Genomic DNA, 16,418 nt, shown 5'->3' on the forward strand with positions numbered 1-16,418 from the left:
AAAAAGAGTTATCGCAGCTTGATATGGCCGTTTATTTTTACATAGGAAGCAGGGGGGAAATGAATAATAGAGAACGTTACATATTTTGGAAATTAGCGTATTCATTTATTTCAGATCATGGTTACCGTATTATTCAATTATTTGAAAATCAAAAAGAATTATGGCTAGAAAAAATAGAAAATAAAAAAGCACCGATCATTCGTCTGCTGCTCCACAATTTGGATTGGAGTAATGCTATGCAGCGTGATATTGAGTTTACTGCAGCAAATGGAGAGAGAGTCCGCAAGCAAATTGGTCGACATGAGTTAAATGTGGTCAATATTTATGTTAGTCAATTCCCACCAGTTGATGAATATGAATTTCGTCTCGCGAAACCTTTTGTCCATTCTGAAGGAAATAAAACGATGGTAAGCTCGATTCTTTTTGCACAAGGGGTATACGAAGCAGGTTTTCATCGTATTTCAGAGAGGCTTGGGGCTGAACTTCATTTTTCAATCAATGATGATCACTTAGAAGAGGATGTTGAGTCCGTTAAGAAAGCGGCATTGGATTATGCGATTAAGAAAGTTAAGACGGAAAGAGCAATTCTGTTGAACGGCAAACCAATATTTACGTATGTTTTCATTGCCATTCAGGTTGCTGTTTTTTTCTGGCTTCAGCTTCATGGTGGAAGCACCAATACTTCTACCTTGATTAAATACGGGGCCAAGGTCAACCAATTAATCGTGGAAGGAGAATGGTGGAGATTTATTACACCCGTTTTTCTTCATATTGGTTTTATCCATCTGGCAATGAACACTCTGGCATTGTACTTTCTCGGAACTGAAGTGGAAAGAATTTTTGGCAATCTTCGTTTTCTTTGGATTTACTTGTTTGCTGGAGTTACAGGTTTTATTGCCAGTTTCATCTTCAGTGCTAACTTATCAGCAGGGGCAAGCGGTGCTATTTTTGGCTGTTTTGGTGCATTACTTTATTTTGGAGTTATTTATCCGAAGTTATTTTTCCGAACAATGGGATTGAATTTGCTTGTCGTTCTTGGAATCAACCTTATGGTTGGGTTCTCTGCATCGGGAATTGATAATGCAGGTCATCTAGGCGGGTTGGCAGGGGGATTCCTAGCAGCTGGCACTGTCCACTTTCCAAAGAAGAACAAACTATGGCTGCAAATGTTGTTTTTTATTGCGTCTGTCGCACTGCTATATGGTTCTTTATCTTATGGTTTTAGCTCTTTAGGGAAATCACATGATGAAAATTCTCTACAAGAAATTAATCGCCAGCTTCAATCCTCTGACGAAGGAGAATAGAATAACCAAATTATATTTCTGAAAAAAAATTTCTTGTACTAATATGTTTCTCTCAATTAAAATACAAGGAGATATAAATGAAAACTATTTATGATATTCAGCAATTTTTAAAGCGCTTTGGAACCATTATTTATATTGGTGAAAGAGTCGCGGACCTTGAATTAATGGAAATGGAGCTAAAGGAACTATATCAATCACAGCTGATAGAGCCAATGGAGTTCCAAACAGCTCTGTTAATTTTGAGGCATGAGATACAATTTCAAAAAGAAAAAGTCAAAAAAGATAGGTGATTCTATTGTCAAGAAAATGGATTGTGGGTGTTGACCTCGGTGGGACAACTACTAAATTAGCCTTCGTAACAACTGATGGTGAAATCGTTCACAAATGGGAAATACCAACGGATAACACAAATGAAGGACAAAACATTACTGGTAATATTGCTAAGGCAATTGATGAAAAACTTGCTGAACATGATCAATTAAAAAGTAATTTACTAGGAATTGGTATGGGGGCACCTGGACCAGTTAACTATGAAAAGGGAATTGTTTTAAATGTCGTAAATTTAGGCTGGCCAGATAACTATCCCCTAAAGGACCATCTTGAAGCAGCGACCTCCCTACCAGCAGCGATTGAAAATGACGCAAACTCTGCGGCATTGGGTGAGATGTGGATGGGAGCGGGCGCTGGAGCGAAGGACCTTGTTTGTATCACACTCGGAACAGGTGTCGGTGGCGGCGTAATTGTTGGCGGCAAAGTTGTTCAAGGCATTAATGGTGCTGCGGGAGAAATAGGTCATATTACAGCCATCACATCGGGTGGTGCACCATGCAATTGTGGGAAGACAGGCTGTTTGGAAACGGTCGCTTCTGCAACAGGCATTGTTCGATTAGCTCAGATTGAACTAGCTAAGGGGTTAAAAAGTGAATTATCTGAAAAGATTGCTGAGAATGGCAGCATTACAGCAAAAGATGTCTTTGATGCAGCCCGTAATAGTGATGAATTGGCCCAATCAGTATTGGATGATTTTTCCTTTCATTTAGGATTCGTATTAGCTAGTATTGCCAACACCCTAAATCCGGAAAAAATTGTTCTTGGCGGCGGTGTTTCAAAAGCTGGCGATATATTAGTTGATCCAGTAAAAAATAATTTTGAAAAATTTGCTTTTTCATCCGTAAGAGATTCCACGAAACTTGCTTTGGCGACATTAGGAAATGATGCAGGTGTCCTTGGTGCAGCATGGCTAATAAAGAATAAATTAAATCAATAATCTCCAAAGGGAAAATCCGCAGTCATGCGGCTTTTTTCCTATTTAGTAATATTTTCTAAAAAGTTGAAACATTTTTGTCAAAAAAACGTACTAACCTATGAGAGTGAAAATGAGAGGAGGAAATATTGATAAATTGAGCCGGCAAAAAAGAAATTATCCTATTTTTCTGATCCTCCGTTTAATTTTTTTAATTCTCATTTTATCTGCATGTGCTCAAAAAGAGCAGTTGAAACAAAAAGTTACCGCTAAAAGTGAAAAGCCTAAAACACCTGCTACTGCTCTAGGAAACGAATGGAAATTACCTATTTCCATCCCTGAAGGTGAATTTTATAAATTCGTCGGCTGGCTTTCTGGAACCCAAGTCCTCTACATTACAAATCTAGAACAAACTTCAAGTGTCTATCAGTACAATCTTTTAACAGGTAAAAGTGAACTAATTTATAAAAGTGAATATCCCATAGTCAACGTCCAAATTAGCCCTTCAAAAAAGAGAATGTTAATTCATACCTCGCCGTCATCATACGAAGGAGTAGTTACAATTATAGATATAAAAGGGAAGGAACAATTGAAAAAATCTTTTGCTTCCTATGAATTAGCTTTTGAGTGGAATCCTTATAAGGAATCAGAGATTCTTGTCACGAAATTTAATGAGGATTGGAGCTTTCAAGTATTATTACTAGATCTAAATAAGTCAAACATTACCGAACTTACCTTGCCCCAACCCTTTATAAAATGGAAGGGTGAGAATGAGGTTGCCTTCATTAATTGGGATGAAAATAATCCTTCCCTATTTGCACCACTTATTGATAGAAGTTTAGAAAATGGGATGGAAAAGACACTGTTTTCTTCAGTGATCGATTTTTCTGAATTTCGCGATTTGCTCGTGACTGTCTCTGTTAATGAACAAGATCAATCGATGGCCAATTATTCATTTTTTGACAAAGAAATGAAAAAGCTATTCACGTTTTCTATTCCACAACTTACAAATTATTCAGATTGGTTAATTCCGTTCTATGACTATAATGAGCAGAAGGGACAATTTTTTACTTTTAGTCCTGTCACAAGTGGTGAAGCGGATTCCTATACAGAGGGCTTCCAACTCCTAGCTTACAATCCTAAGAACGGAAGTAGCAGCTTAATCATGGATGGGTTAGAAAATGAGCCCATTCATTTATCTCCTTCTGGTGATGCACTCTTGTATGGGAATCAGTTTGAAAAAATTATCGATATTAAGGCAAAGAAAATATATGAACTGATAAAAGAATGACAATATGGTTGTCATTTTTTTATTTAATCTCCCAATATGATAAAATCACGTTGTGATGAAAATATAGTAAAGGAAGGTAATAGTGCATGGCCATTGTAGATGTAGCAGTCATTCCAATTGGTACGGAAACACCAAGTGTCAGTAAATATGTGGCAAGTGTTCAAAAAGTTTTGAGGAAATATCAAGAAGAAGGGAAGATTCGTTTCCAATTAACACCGATGAATACCATAATTGAAGGTGAATTACCTATCCTTTTTGAAGTAATTCAAGAAATGCATGAGGTACCCTTCTCTGAAGGAATCCAGCGGGTCGCTACAACGATTCGTATTGATGACCGAAGGGATGTTAAGCGTAGTATGGAATATAAAGTAGAGCGGGTAACCACACTGTTAAACGAGGGATAGAAAAAAGACTGCCTGATGGCAGTCTTTTTAAGATTATTAGTGATGTCCTGTTGGAAAACCAGAATGAACAATGGTCATAACTGTAAACCAACCAAAAGTCACAAATGACGCTACACCCCAAAATGCACCTAAGAAATTTTTATTCTTTAGTGATGAAAATCCACCGAAAGCTGCAAGGATGGTTACGATAGCAAAAATAATCACTAAACCCATGGTAAATCCCCCTTTTTCATCATAAGCAGGCAATGCCTCAAACATTCCAAAGAAAATTATGTACCTATATTATATTCATTCGACTCTTATTTTATATTTTTTTTTTTCATTTGTCGAGTGCAAATAAGAGATCATTGAATTAGTATTCTTTCTCTCAACTGTTTACTTAGTGTAAAATAATGATATCGCAATTTCAATTGGAGGTACTAAATTTATGAAATGGCAACAAATCCCATTAGGGGCACTTCAAACTAACTGTTATATTGTAGAAAATTCAGATCGTTCGTGTTTAATTATTGACCCAGGCAGTGAAGGGAAAAAACTCATTCATTTGTTGAACAATAGGAAATTAAAACCTATCGCAATTTTTCTAACCCATGCGCACTTCGATCATATTGGGGGTGTTGATGAAGTAAGGGATTTTTATAAAATTCCAGTTTATCTTCACAAACAAGAGGAAAAATGGCTGGGTGACTCTTCATTAAATGGTTCACAATTTTTTATGATTCAGGATTCAATAACAGTAAAGCCAGCTGATTTTATTTTAAAAAATGAAGGAGAAATGAAAATAGGTGGTTTTGAGTTTGACATTTTTCATACACCAGGACATTCACCTGGAAGTGTCTCATTTTACTTCAAAAAGGATGGGTTTGTTCTTTCAGGTGATGCCCTGTTTCAAGGCAGCATTGGCCGTACAGACCTCCCAGGAGGAAACGAGGCACAGCTATTAAAAAGCATTCATGATAAGCTGCTTGTTTTGCCTGAGGAAACGTATGTCTTATCAGGCCACGGCCCTGTAACAACCATCGCTGATGAAATGGATAGTAATCCGTTCTTGAATGGATTTTAGAGGATAGAGAGAAGACAAAAATAGAAAAACCCTTCTCCAATTTGAGAAGGGTTTTTCTGGGGGATATTATATTCTAATATGGGAGGGGATAAAAGTTAAGCTACTATCCTTACAATATTATAAAGTTTACACTGTGTCAATAGTGTTTATTTAAAAAGGAGCATATATGAATATATTTTTAAAGAGTTTAATTTCAAATTCACCCAATGAGTTAATTACCTATGCGGATTTCATGGGGGCAGCCTTATATCATCCTGATTTCGGTTATTATATGAAAGATAAACAGAAAATTGGCCGACAAGGAGATTTCATAACAACAAGCAATATATCTGATATATACGGAAGAATGATGGCAAAATGGTTTTCTCACTTATGTGAAAGGACACAATTAGCTCCAGTATTTTGTGAAATTGGAGCTGGGAATGGACGTTTTGCGGAGGCATTTTTACAGGAATGGCATGAAACGATTAAAACCCCATTAAAATATATAATTGTAGAAAGCAGTCCCTATCATCAGAAACTGCAAAGGCAATTGCTAACTAATTTTTCGGTTGTCCAAGTGGAAAGTATCAGTAATGTTGAGGCTTTTGAGGGAATGGTTTATTCCAATGAACTATTCGATGCCCTGCCAGTTCGTGTGATCGAGAAAGTCGATGGGCAGCTTTTTGAGGTTATGATAGGGATTCGAAGGAACGAACTGTATGAGCAAAAAGTATTGTTAACGGATTCAGATATTCTGTTTTTTTTACAGGAAAGCAAGCTTAAACTAAATGAAAAACAGCGGATAGAGATCCCGTTAGCAATGAAAAAGATGATACGGGAAATTGCTCAGTCCCTCAGAAAAGGAATGGTTGTGACAGCTGATTATGGCTATACAATTGAGGAGTGGATGGACCCAAGGAGGGCAAAGGGGAGTCTAAGAGGGTATTATCAGCATCAGATGATTGATGATATTTTGCAGCACCCAGGTGAAATGGATATTACCACGCATATTCATTTTGATTATCTCATTCAAAAGGGTGAGCAGGTAGAATTGGAATTAATTACCAAACTCAGACAGGATGAATTTTTATTAAAGTCCGGAATTCTAAAAGAATTAGCGAACCATTATGACCCCAATCCATTTTCAGAAGTCAGCAAACGGAATCGAGCGATTCGTAGTTTGATCATGCCATCCGGGATAAGCACCTATTTTCATGTGGTTATCCAGCAAAAAGGGTTTAAGTTAAATGAAAATGACGTTTTCGTAGAATAAAGAAAAAACGCCGGAATATTCCGACGTTTTTTCTAAATGTTTCTCAATGACCTGCACCAGGCACCATCATGAAAGTAGACCAATAAGTGAAACCTGCGAAGAAAACTGTTAAATATGCTCCGAATACCCACAAATACATGCGCTCGGATAATTTAAGATAGCTAAGCAGAACGAAAAAACCTGTTTGGGCTAAGAATAGCATTGCCGTTTTATCCATATCACCTAGATAAAACATAACTGTAAAAATGCCCGTCCAGAAACCACAAACTCTGAACATGCGATCCATATGTATCCCCCTCCTTTTTCCCTACGATACCATCATTACAATATTATAAGGAAAAGGAGGCATAATGTAAATAATGGTTTCGAATTAGTTTGTAACCAGCGCTTGATATGAACAAGTTTCGCAGCCAGAAATAATATTATCTTTTTCAATCAACTCAACGGATTCAAATAGTGCACCAAACATTCCCTTTAGAAATTCATGGTGCATACTGCAAACTGTTTCCGAATGTTCTTCTGCCACTTCTTTAAATGGACAATTGAAAATTTGGAAATAGATTTTTGTTTTCTCACCGTTTACTTCAAATTCTGGATAAAAACCTGCAAGTGTTGCTGCGCTTTTTAATATTATTAGCTTTTGCTCAAATTCTAATTCCTCACCAAATGCCCTTTTTGCCTTTTCTTGTTCAATCACTTCTGTACCAAAACGTTTTCCGGTTAGATAAAGGGCTTCCTTTCCTGCTTCTCCTAGCGAAATCATTGTTTGGATTGCGACTTTGGATAAAAGCATGTAGTCGCGAAACGGGAAATGCAGCTGGATTACATCGTTAGATAAACGATATAATCTACTTGGTCTGCCGCCCTTACCTGTTTTTTTGGTTTCGGATGCTAACATATTTACATCTTCAAGCTTTGATAAATGCAATCTTGCTACATTCGGATGAATATTAAAATTTTCCGCCACCTCTTGAACGGTTACTTCTTGATGACGTTTTGTAATGTATTGATAAATATAGTACCGTGTTGGATCTGACAAAACGTTTGTTATTTTTAATGTTTGTTCCATCACTGTTCACCTCGAACCCCCATAATTTATTCCATTATAATACAGCTATAAAAACAAAGGAATGAGGTTAACAATGTTAACACTATAAGTTTAGAAAATGTTCACAATTTGCGACTTTATATTGTAACAATATAATAAAAAAATAGCCTAAATTCATTTATAATCTCTCGTCAATAGCAGGTATATAGTTATTTTGGAAAAATAACGAAGCAGACCCAGCATCCGCTCGTTACAATTTTCGTCTTTTTTTGACTTCAAAATAAACGATGTAGGGTAGAATTCCGAACCAGCGATACCAAAATGAAGCTTTTGTTTCTTTTCGAGCTGTACGAATTCGTTTTCGTTCATCCTTCGGTTGGTCTGCGTATTTCACGATGGTTTGGGTCATATATTTTACATAGTCGTTTGTTTTCATGGACACACCTGCCTTTAATTTTCATAAACAAGTATGTCCATATTTCTTCATTTTAATTCGACCCATTTACTTAATCTTTTTGTCCTTGTATCAAAATATCCCCGTCCAATGACTGTTTTGTCAACAGCATGAAGGTGAAGAGTAAAATTGACTTTTTGGACATATCCAGTAGGAGTTTCAGCTTGGTAATCCATGGTGCCGTTAACAAAACTAATTGTTCCCTTGACAGGTAAGATCGCACTCTTTTGAAATATTACTTCCACTTTTTTTACCGACGATAGAAAATAGTACTCCTCTTGGAGGATGATAGCCGTTTCATGTGCCATTTTTCTATCGGATAACAATTGTTCAATACGTACCGAGAAAAATAATAAAAAAAGGATGATCAGGCACAAGGTAAGTGGGTAAGTGAAGCCTTTTTCATTACTTTTCATGGGACTGGCCCCGAATTTACTAATGGAAAAGCTGTAACTGAGTATTCTTTTCCCCATAGATCCGTTACGATGGTTTTGACTGCATTGTTTATAATGGTGAACGAATATTGTGAAACATTTTGGAGGATTATTTCATGTCCAGTTGAATTCACACGTCTCCTAAGATTAGTACCGTACTTTTCATATTGAATGGTTTCAGTATCCTTCGTTAGAACTAACCTTCCGGAAATCACTTCGGCACGAGTGGACAGCCTTATTTCTTTTTTGATTTGGCTCGAAAAAACTTCCCATTCCATTGCCTGTAACGATGCCTCAGTGTCCTTATTAGTCAGGATAATTTGAAAAACAGGTGTCATAAAGAAAATAATCGTCGTAAAAATTGAAAAAGCAATTAGTACCTCGATGAGCGTAAATGCTTTTTCATTCAAGGGGCCTACAAATTTCGGTTTCAGGCTGTAATGAGTTTTTTTCAATTCTTACACACACCTCCTTTTGGTCAGCTGCTCCGGTGTCTTTCCATGTGATTTGGTATTCAACTCCATTCAAAATGGTAGTGTAATTTGAAAATGTTTTATTAGTGATTAATTTGGTCTGTAGTTCCTCATACATTAGCTGTCTCGCCTTGCTCTCCCATTCTAATTGTCGTGATTGTTCTCTTAGTTCAATCAATAAAGGCAGTAAAAATAAACTAAGCATTAACCAGGCAGATAAAGAAAGAAGCAGTTCAAGCAAAAAATATCCTCTAGTACTCCTTAACATAGAACCGACCCTTTCCAATTAAAAAGGTAATAACATATGTTTTATTTTTTGTTTGGATAAAAAAGTTTCCAAACTGATTTACATTTCCGTCGCTTAGGAATTTCAAATATAAGGGGAGAGAACCTTCTTTGAGATAAATATTTGTACTGTAATTTCGATTGACGATCGGCGTTGGTTCCGGCCACAAGCATAGATAATACCTATATTGATCTGGAACAAAAACAATGGATACTTCATCCTGATGGGAGATAGCATATTGTTGAGCATAATATAGGTCCGCTTTTAATTGGATTAAAAAGGCCTCATCCTCCATTACTGAGTGCTGTGGTTTTAAGGAGAAAACTGTAATTGAGGAGATAATCATGAAGATGGAGAGAACTAACAAGGACTCAATTAATGTAAAGCCTTTTTGATGCGTATTCATTATGGAGTGGTTACTGATGCAACAGCTGATACCGTACCTTCAGAATCTATTTCAACTGTCTTTCCGTTTGGACAACCTTTAGCGTCCCCCTTTATATATCCTTCTGCTTTTAGTTCCGCGATAGTTGGTACTTTATTCTTATCCATTTCATAAGCCTGAACTTGTGCCTGAACCATTTTAACATAGGCATCACAGCCTTTATTGTTGATGTTAGAATTATGTTTGGCAACGTTTGGAATTGTGATAATTAACAAGACCGAAATTACGAGCATGACGATCATCATTTCAATTAAAGTAAAGCCTTTTTCATTTTTCATCATTTTTAATAACCTCCATTTTTTTTATAAGATAAAAAAGTATAAGTTTTTGAACTTAGATAACTGTCCAGCTCCAGCGCCCAGCGGCTAGTGAACTTCGCTCTCCGCCCTACGATAAGTCAACATCGAATCGCTCCGCTCTCCGTGTTTCCTTTATCTCAGTTGGAGCGCTCCAGTCCATACGCCGCTAAACGGGCGCTTGCGCTTTTCTTAAATGCCGTCCAGTAGATGAAACATGGGTAACAGAATTGCTAAATACATCGAAACCACCATGAATCCAATGAAAATGTAAAGAATTGGCTGGATGGTTGTTAACCGTTTTTCTATCATTTCCTCCATGTTAGTGACACAATGCTTACTGAAAAATAATAACTCCTGCTCCAATTTTCCATTTTCTTGGCCGTGTTTTACAATCATCGGAAATTCTTTTTCGAAAAACGACAGAGACGCTAAAATTGTCTCCAACTTTTCTCCGGTAATTAGCTTAGTTTTAATTGTTTTAGCTAAGTGACTGTAAAAAGGATGCCTGAGATTCTGTTCAAATAGTTGTAAGGCTTCGGAAACTGATAATCCACCGGATAAGAGAAAGCTAAGTTGAATGGAAAAGTAGTGGGTAAACAGCAATTTGAGGATCCTGCCAACAAAAGGTATTCGAACAAGTTGTGACCTTTGTTTGAGGACGGAGAGTTTTCTAAAAAAGAGAAGATAATAAGCGGCTCCCAAAATTAGGATCAGAAGCAGGGTACCGATAACAGTTGGGAAGTATTGATCAAAAGCATAAATGACATTTGTGAAAAAATTTGCTTCCAGACCAAGCGATGAAAAAAGAGTGGTGAACCTTGGCAGCAATGTATTTTCTATAAATATAAATAGAAATCCTGTAATAACTAAAAGCACCATTGGATACTGAAGCAACTTGAGCAACTTGTGTAGGTCTTTATCTTTTAATAGGGCAAGATCACTTCCTTCTAACAGAGCATCAGCAAAGCTGCCATGCTGCTCCGCGAAATAGACGTAACCGACTAAGTCTTTGTTGAAACCAAGATTATTTAATGCATCATGAAACGGTAAACCCTTTTTCAACTCTTCTAAGCATCCATTTAAATCCTCCTTTCGTTTTGACGGTAATTGTAATGCTATGGATTCAATTGCTAGAGCAATTGGATATCCCCTTACCAATAGTTCACCGGTTCTTCTCAAGAAATTTGCTTGTTCATTCACTGACCATTTAGACCGTTTCATCGTTATACACCAATCGTTCATATTCAGATTCTTGAATATATCCAAGTGCAATGCCCTTATTAATTACATCTTTTATCATTCGGTAACGAATTTCTATTTTTTCTCCTTGAGCAGCTTTCATTACTGCGTGTAAATTTCGTCCGGATAAAAGTTCAAATACACTGGCGCGTTTCCATCTGCCATAGGAATAACAAATAGGTGAACACTCTCCTTCGCAAAAAGGGCAGGTAAGTTCAACCAACCTTTGGGCAGTAATGGCAATAAGTGTCTGCTCGACCTCTAACCAATTCACTCCAAATTCACGCAGGCGATAAACCGCTCCCTTCGCATCACGGGTATGCATCGTGGAAAGCACTAGATGGCCTGTTAATGCAGCCCTTACCGCAATCTTTGCGGTCTCAGCATCTCTAATTTCACCGACCATTATTATGTCAGGATCATGACGAAGAATTGCCTTTAGTCCGGCTGCATAGGTGACGCCTGCTTTTTCATTGACTTGGATCTGCAGGACTGAGTCATAGTTTTTTTCAATGGGATCTTCGAGTGTAATGACATTACGATGAAATAAGTGGGCGGTTTCATTTAAAAGGGAATAGAGAGTAGTCGTTTTTCCGCTGCCCGTCGGCCCGGTAAAAATTATTAATCCATGAGCGTGTTTGAGAAGGGCAAGAAGTTTTCGGGTCATTGCTGGGAAGAGTGAAAGTTGGTGAAAAGGAATTTGTTCTTGCTGTGGTAATAGCCGGATGACAAGGCTCTCTCTGTTATTAGACGGGAGTGTGGAAAGCCTGAGCCCCATTAAATTTCCGTCAACTTCACAAAAAATGGAACCACTTTGTGGTCGTCTTCTTTCTCCGATATCCATATTGGCTGTGAATTTAAAATGTGAAATTAATCTGTCGCATTCATCTTTTGGAAGGGATAGTCGAGGAATTAACTTGTTGGTTAATCGGATTTGGACGAGTGTGTCCCTCTTCCTTGGGATAATGTGAATATCTGTTGCCTGGTTTCGTGCAGCATCTGTAATGATTCGATTTGCTAAAATTTCTATCTCGCTAACAATAAGTACCACCGCCTTTTCAATTTTCTTTGGATAATATTCGACAAGGTTCCTCCTTATCCTTCTTTATTTTCAAAAAATATTTTTAAGGGTGTCAGGCACCATGTGAAAATTTCACATGGTGCCTGACACCCTGTCCCTTATATTGCTTTTTCAGTGAGATAAAAGAGGCCGCCATTGATGAAGGATATTGAGATTTTTGGTTCGTACTGTTCCTTTAGAGCCAATTTTTCGGTTTCAAAGTTTTCATTTTCATCTTCAACATCTTCGTAAAAATGATTCAAGAGACGTAAATCTTTATCCCAACGTTCTCGCGCATCTATTGCCCAAGAGTGGTCATCCTTCTCAATGATGGATGTAAGATAGGTTTCAACTCTCATCATCCCGCTTTGAGGTTTCACTAAAGGTGACAAAGTAAAGGAGTAATCAGGTATTTTTGGTGTTAACGATATTTCAAGCAGCCTGTCATGGAAATCTTCAACCATTTTTCCGTTAATGAGTTGTAAGCCGATTGATTTGAAAATATCCCGCTTACGGTCACATTGATAGGAGATTTTAACATTCATACAAAGCCATGGTAATAAAGGAGTTTGCTTGTTTTGATTCCGATGATTTTCATAAAGTCGGATATAGCTGGCTAAATTTTTCGTCGAAGTAAAAATTTGATGAAGCCGAGGTGAACCAAAATGAATGATTTCCCCCTTTATATTTTCAGGAGCGGCATCTTGATTCGTAATAAATGTTAATTTCATCGGGTTTGGAATTCCGCCCGTCTTTTCTAAATAGTGCCAGTAAAAAGGACGATTCATTAATTCCTTATCAAGTTCAACTGTTAACTGAACAGTCAAATAGCCTGGATTATTCGCCACAATTGCACAGTCATTAGCCTGAAAATAGTTCAATAAAAAGTTATGAATTTCCTGCTGCTGCATGGGAATCTCCCTTCTTCATGTCCTGAGCAAATTCAATCATTGATGATAAATTTTCCATTTTAATTCGCATTTCGCCTTCGGATGAGGATTGTCCAAAAATATCGATTAAATGGTCTTCTATATTGCCAAATTCCAACTTTGTTAATATATCGTCAAGTTCACCAATTACTTTTTCAAATAAATGTATTTTCTCATAAAGAAGCTTCAAAATATGTTCTTCGACAGTATTTTTTATCGCAAAATTATAAATCATGACATCCTTTTCCTGGCCCAGACGATGGATACGACCAATTCGTTGTTCGAGCCTCATTGGATTCCATGGCAAATCAAAGTTAATTATATGATTACAAAATTGAAGGTTAATTCCTTCACCGCCTGCTTCAGTTGCAATAAGGACTTGAGCATGCTTTTGGAATAATTCTCTCATCCAGTCCTTTTTTCCACGCTTAAAGCCGCCCCGAAAAGGGACAGATGAAATTCCATGCTGTTTTAAATACCATTGGAGGTACATTTGTGTTGCTCGGTATTCTGTAAAAATAATCACTTTATCATTTACTTTTTGAATTAATTCTAATGCTTTTTCCGCTTTTGAATTCTTCTGGACAGCTTCGACTTTTGTTATTAAATACTGAATTTGTTCTTCGAAAGCTGGGGTTGGATTTTCCTTTTTTTGCAGCATATTTTTTAATGTATAAAAAACTGCTTCTCTACTGCTGCATGCCTCACGCTGTAATGTCATTACGGAGAATGAACTTGCCTGTGCCCAATTCCCCTCATTCTTTAATTCCGTAATTGACTCATAAAGATCTTTCTCCTCTTGAGTGCATTCAATCGGAATGGTTTCCACATGCCTTTTCGTCCACTCAATGCCTGTATCTGCCCGCCGGTTCCGAATCATAACCTTGTTTACTAATTCTTTTAAATGCTCATCATCATTTAATGAACGTGCATCTCGTTTGTATTTTTCAAAGAATGTCGTTTCGCTGCCTAAATGTCCTGGTTTTAATAATGAAACCAGATTAAAAATTTCCTCGATACGGTTTTGAATGGGCGTTGCCGTCAATAGTAAACAAAATTTCTTTTTCAGATTTTGGACAAATTCGTAATTTTTTGTTTTGTTATTTTTAAGTTTATGGGCTTCATCAATGATAATAAGGTCATAGTCCTGCTTGAAAATGATGTCTCGATGAGGATTTCGTTTGGCCGTATCAATTGACGAAACGACAACATCACACTGTTCCCACACATAGCTTTTCCTTTGTGAAATGGCTGGAATGAAAAATTTGCTATTCAACTCCATCGACCATTGAGTAACTAAGGATGCAGGGACAAGAATCAATACCTTTTTTACCAATCCACGAATCATATATTCTTTTAGAATGAGCCCGGCCTCAATCGTTTTTCCGAGTCCTACTTCATCGGCAAGGATGGCTTTCCCATTCATGTTTTCAATTACTTGTTTTGCTGTTTCAAGCTGGTGAGGAAGTGGGGTTAGATTGGGTAAATGGCTAGGTGCTAATAAACCCATGAAATCTGGAATGACGAGATGTTTTTCAACTCCAATTGCTAGTTTAAAAAGTTCCCAATTCCCCCATGGACCATCGTTTTCAATTCTATGTAAAAAATCATCCTTCCAAGAGGAATCAAATTCAATTTCGATCGACATGGTTCCAACTCCTTTTTGTTCAATTTCCAGCTTTTTGCTTTTCTAATAAAGTTATTGCTCAATGTATTATTTTAATGGTAGGATGATAATAGCTTTGAATGTTTTAAATATTTTAATAAGGTAATTTATTTTATAAGTATAATTAGTATGACCAGTTTAGATAATATTATAATGCGAATGATAACAAGGGGAGAGACTACTTATGTAGCGCCGAAGGAGCAAGCAGAAATGTGAATCTCTCAGGCAAAAGAACTCTTGTAGGACGCAGCTCTGGAGAGCGCTGCTAGCTTTAAGCAGCCACCAAAGGGGAAAGCCTTTTTAGGTAAACTTTCAGGTGCAAGGACAGAGACCTTCTTACGTTTCATAGGAGGTCTCTGTCCTTTTTTATATTATCTAATGAATAATTTTCGCCAAAGATTGAAGGGGGATTAAGATGTCTGAATTAAAACGAACTCCACTTTTTGATGTGTATAAAGAATGGGGTGGAAAAACTATTGATTTTGGTGGCTGGGCACTGCCGGTCCAATTCTCTAGCATTAAAGAAGAGCATGAAGCTGTTCGCTCTAGTGCAGGATTATTTGATGTTTCCCATATGGGTGAAGTAGAAGTAAAAGGCACTAATAGCTTAGCATTTTTACAAAAAATGATGACTAATGACATTTCAAAAGTAAAGAATGGAGGTGCCCAGTACACCGCCATGTGTTATGAAAATGGCGGTACTGTTGATGACCTGCTTGTATATAAGATTGAAGACAATCATTACCTTTTAGTAGTAAACGCGTCAAATATTGAAAAAGATTACAAATGGCTTGAAGACCATTTATCTGGTGATGTCTCTTTAGAAAATTTATCGGAAAAAACAGCACAGCTGGCTATCCAGGGACCACTTGCGGAAAAAGTATTGCAAAAGCTTGCGGGAGATAATGATTTAAGCCAAATTGGCTTTTTCAAATTCCAACAAGATGTAATCCTAAATGGGAAAAAGGCACTTGTATCAAGAACTGGTTATACTGGTGAAGATGGCTTTGAAGTATATTGCGATGCAGAAGATGTTGTTGACCTTTGGAGAGACATTTTAACTGCAGGTAAAGAAGATGGAGTAATCCCCTGTGGATTAGGTTCACGCGACACACTTCGCTTTGAAGCAGTTTTAGCGCTTTATGGTCAAGAACTATCTCCAGAAATTTCACCACTTGAAGCTGGAATTGGCTTCGCTGTGAAATTAAACAAAGAAGATGACTTTATCGGGAAACAAGCGTTGATCCAACAAAAAGAAAAGGGCTTAACAAGAAAATTGGTTGGAATCGAAATGATTGATCGTGGGATTCCGCGTCATGGCTACCCTGTTTATAAAGGTGATCAGTTAATTGGTGAGGTTACAACTGGAACGCAATCACCCACGTTAAAGAGAAATATTGGTCTTGCCCTAATCAATGCAGAATTTGCGGGTCTTGAATCCGAAGTTGAGGTTGAAATTCGCGGCAAACGTTTAAAAGCTACTGTAGTTCCAACACCTTTTTATAAAAAAGAAAAGAAATAAGAG

Annotated in this window: 21 protein-coding genes and 2 riboswitches; of the genes, 8 read left to right on the forward strand and 13 right to left on the reverse strand. The window is 37.2% G+C overall.

The annotated features are described in order from the left end of the window. The first annotated feature begins 59 nt into the window (after positions 1-59). The 5 genes from J7E66_RS06220 to J7E66_RS06240 all read left to right on the forward strand — a co-directional run bounded on the left by J7E66_RS06220 (position 60) and on the right by J7E66_RS06240 (position 4,242). Positions 60-1,304: a rhomboid family intramembrane serine protease gene (locus J7E66_RS06220; protein WP_214998507.1), complete on the forward strand. Its 1,245-nt coding sequence runs from the start codon at positions 60-62 to the stop codon at positions 1,302-1,304. A 77-nt stretch (positions 1,305-1,381) separates the two neighbouring features. After that, complete coding sequence (locus J7E66_RS06225; protein ID WP_088088976.1) at positions 1,382-1,594, forward strand: YqgQ family protein; 213 nt, start codon at positions 1,382-1,384, stop codon at positions 1,592-1,594. Between the two features lie 5 nt (positions 1,595-1,599). Next, on the forward strand, positions 1,600-2,571 hold the full coding sequence (locus tag J7E66_RS06230) for an ROK family glucokinase (protein WP_214998508.1): 972 nt from the start codon (positions 1,600-1,602) through the stop codon (positions 2,569-2,571). A 109-nt stretch (positions 2,572-2,680) separates the two neighbouring features. Continuing rightward, positions 2,681-3,838 carry a YqgU-like beta propeller domain-containing protein gene (locus J7E66_RS06235; RefSeq protein WP_214998509.1) on the forward strand — a complete coding sequence of 386 codons (1,158 nt, stop codon included), beginning with the start codon at positions 2,681-2,683 and terminating at the stop codon, positions 3,836-3,838. A gap of 86 nt (positions 3,839-3,924) precedes the next feature. Continuing rightward, a complete protein-coding gene (locus J7E66_RS06240; protein ID WP_088088973.1) occupies positions 3,925-4,242 on the forward strand; it encodes an MTH1187 family thiamine-binding protein in 318 nt (105 codons plus the stop codon). A gap of 36 nt (positions 4,243-4,278) precedes the next feature. Here the strand turns inward: J7E66_RS06240 and J7E66_RS06245 are convergent, their stop codons facing one another. Next, complete coding sequence (locus J7E66_RS06245; protein ID WP_088088972.1) at positions 4,279-4,455, reverse strand: DUF2759 domain-containing protein; 177 nt, start codon at positions 4,453-4,455, stop codon at positions 4,279-4,281. A 214-nt stretch (positions 4,456-4,669) separates the two neighbouring features. On the opposite strand from J7E66_RS06245, the gene J7E66_RS06250 reads away from it, so the two are divergent. Both J7E66_RS06250 and J7E66_RS06255 read left to right on the forward strand, forming a co-directional pair. After that, positions 4,670-5,305 carry an MBL fold metallo-hydrolase gene (locus J7E66_RS06250; protein ID WP_214998510.1) on the forward strand — a complete coding sequence of 212 codons (636 nt, stop codon included), beginning with the start codon at positions 4,670-4,672 and terminating at the stop codon, positions 5,303-5,305. Between the two features lie 166 nt (positions 5,306-5,471). After that, complete coding sequence (locus J7E66_RS06255; RefSeq protein WP_214998511.1) at positions 5,472-6,560, forward strand: class I SAM-dependent methyltransferase; 1,089 nt, start codon at positions 5,472-5,474, stop codon at positions 6,558-6,560. 43 nt (positions 6,561-6,603) lie between these two features. Here J7E66_RS06255 and J7E66_RS06260 read toward each other — a convergent pair whose 3' ends face one another. From J7E66_RS06260 to J7E66_RS06315, 12 genes are all read right to left on the reverse strand, one after another. Continuing rightward, positions 6,604-6,846: a DUF2626 domain-containing protein gene (locus J7E66_RS06260; RefSeq protein WP_214998512.1), complete on the reverse strand. Its 243-nt coding sequence runs from the start codon at positions 6,844-6,846 to the stop codon at positions 6,604-6,606. A gap of 84 nt (positions 6,847-6,930) precedes the next feature. Then, positions 6,931-7,629, reverse strand: coding sequence for a helix-turn-helix transcriptional regulator (locus tag J7E66_RS06265; RefSeq protein WP_214998513.1), 699 nt, complete (start codon positions 7,627-7,629; stop codon positions 6,931-6,933). A 229-nt stretch (positions 7,630-7,858) separates the two neighbouring features. Continuing rightward, positions 7,859-8,044 (reverse strand): YqzE family protein, encoded by a 186-nt coding sequence (locus J7E66_RS06270; protein ID WP_088088967.1) that lies wholly within the window; start codon positions 8,042-8,044, stop codon positions 7,859-7,861. Between the two features lie 47 nt (positions 8,045-8,091). Beyond that, positions 8,092-8,478 carry a competence type IV pilus minor pilin ComGG gene (comGG, locus tag J7E66_RS06275; RefSeq protein WP_214998514.1) on the reverse strand — a complete coding sequence of 129 codons (387 nt, stop codon included), beginning with the start codon at positions 8,476-8,478 and terminating at the stop codon, positions 8,092-8,094. Continuing rightward, positions 8,475-8,951, reverse strand: coding sequence for a competence type IV pilus minor pilin ComGF (comGF, locus tag J7E66_RS06280; RefSeq protein ID WP_251032784.1), 477 nt, complete (start codon positions 8,949-8,951; stop codon positions 8,475-8,477). The genes comGG and comGF overlap by 4 nt, the downstream gene beginning before the upstream one ends. After that, complete coding sequence (locus tag J7E66_RS06285; RefSeq protein ID WP_214998515.1) at positions 8,899-9,210, reverse strand: hypothetical protein; 312 nt, start codon at positions 9,208-9,210, stop codon at positions 8,899-8,901. Before J7E66_RS06285 ends, comGF begins: the two co-directional genes overlap by 53 nt. A gap of 10 nt (positions 9,211-9,220) precedes the next feature. Beyond that, positions 9,221-9,661 (reverse strand): competence type IV pilus minor pilin ComGD, encoded by a 441-nt coding sequence (gene comGD, locus J7E66_RS06290; RefSeq protein ID WP_214998516.1) that lies wholly within the window; start codon positions 9,659-9,661, stop codon positions 9,221-9,223. Next, entirely contained in the window at positions 9,661-9,981 is a 321-nt protein-coding gene (gene comGC, locus J7E66_RS06295; RefSeq protein ID WP_285289198.1) for a competence type IV pilus major pilin ComGC, read from the reverse strand. Before comGC ends, comGD begins: the two co-directional genes overlap by 1 nt. Before the next feature lie 207 nt (positions 9,982-10,188). Beyond that, entirely contained in the window at positions 10,189-11,220 is a 1,032-nt protein-coding gene (gene comGB, locus J7E66_RS06300; RefSeq protein WP_214998517.1) for a competence type IV pilus assembly protein ComGB, read from the reverse strand. Then, entirely contained in the window at positions 11,207-12,289 is a 1,083-nt protein-coding gene (comGA, locus tag J7E66_RS06305) for a competence type IV pilus ATPase ComGA (protein ID WP_282599549.1), read from the reverse strand. Before comGA ends, comGB begins: the two co-directional genes overlap by 14 nt. 128 nt (positions 12,290-12,417) lie before the next feature. Continuing rightward, positions 12,418-13,209 (reverse strand): YqhG family protein, encoded by a 792-nt coding sequence (locus tag J7E66_RS06310; RefSeq protein ID WP_214998518.1) that lies wholly within the window; start codon positions 13,207-13,209, stop codon positions 12,418-12,420. Then, entirely contained in the window at positions 13,187-14,875 is a 1,689-nt protein-coding gene (locus J7E66_RS06315; RefSeq protein WP_214998519.1) for a DEAD/DEAH box helicase, read from the reverse strand. Before J7E66_RS06315 ends, J7E66_RS06310 begins: the two co-directional genes overlap by 23 nt. Before the next feature lie 177 nt (positions 14,876-15,052). After that, positions 15,053-15,140: riboswitch (glycine riboswitch) on the forward strand. Positions 15,141-15,143: 3 nt separating this feature from the next. Beyond that, positions 15,144-15,223, forward strand: a riboswitch (glycine riboswitch). A gap of 85 nt (positions 15,224-15,308) precedes the next feature. On the opposite strand from J7E66_RS06315, the gene gcvT reads away from it, so the two are divergent. Further along, positions 15,309-16,415, forward strand: coding sequence for a glycine cleavage system aminomethyltransferase GcvT (gcvT, locus tag J7E66_RS06320; RefSeq protein ID WP_214998520.1), 1,107 nt, complete (start codon positions 15,309-15,311; stop codon positions 16,413-16,415). The last annotated feature ends 3 nt before the right edge of the window (positions 16,416-16,418 follow it).

It is taken from the genome of Bacillus sp. ISL-7, from assembly GCF_018613065.1.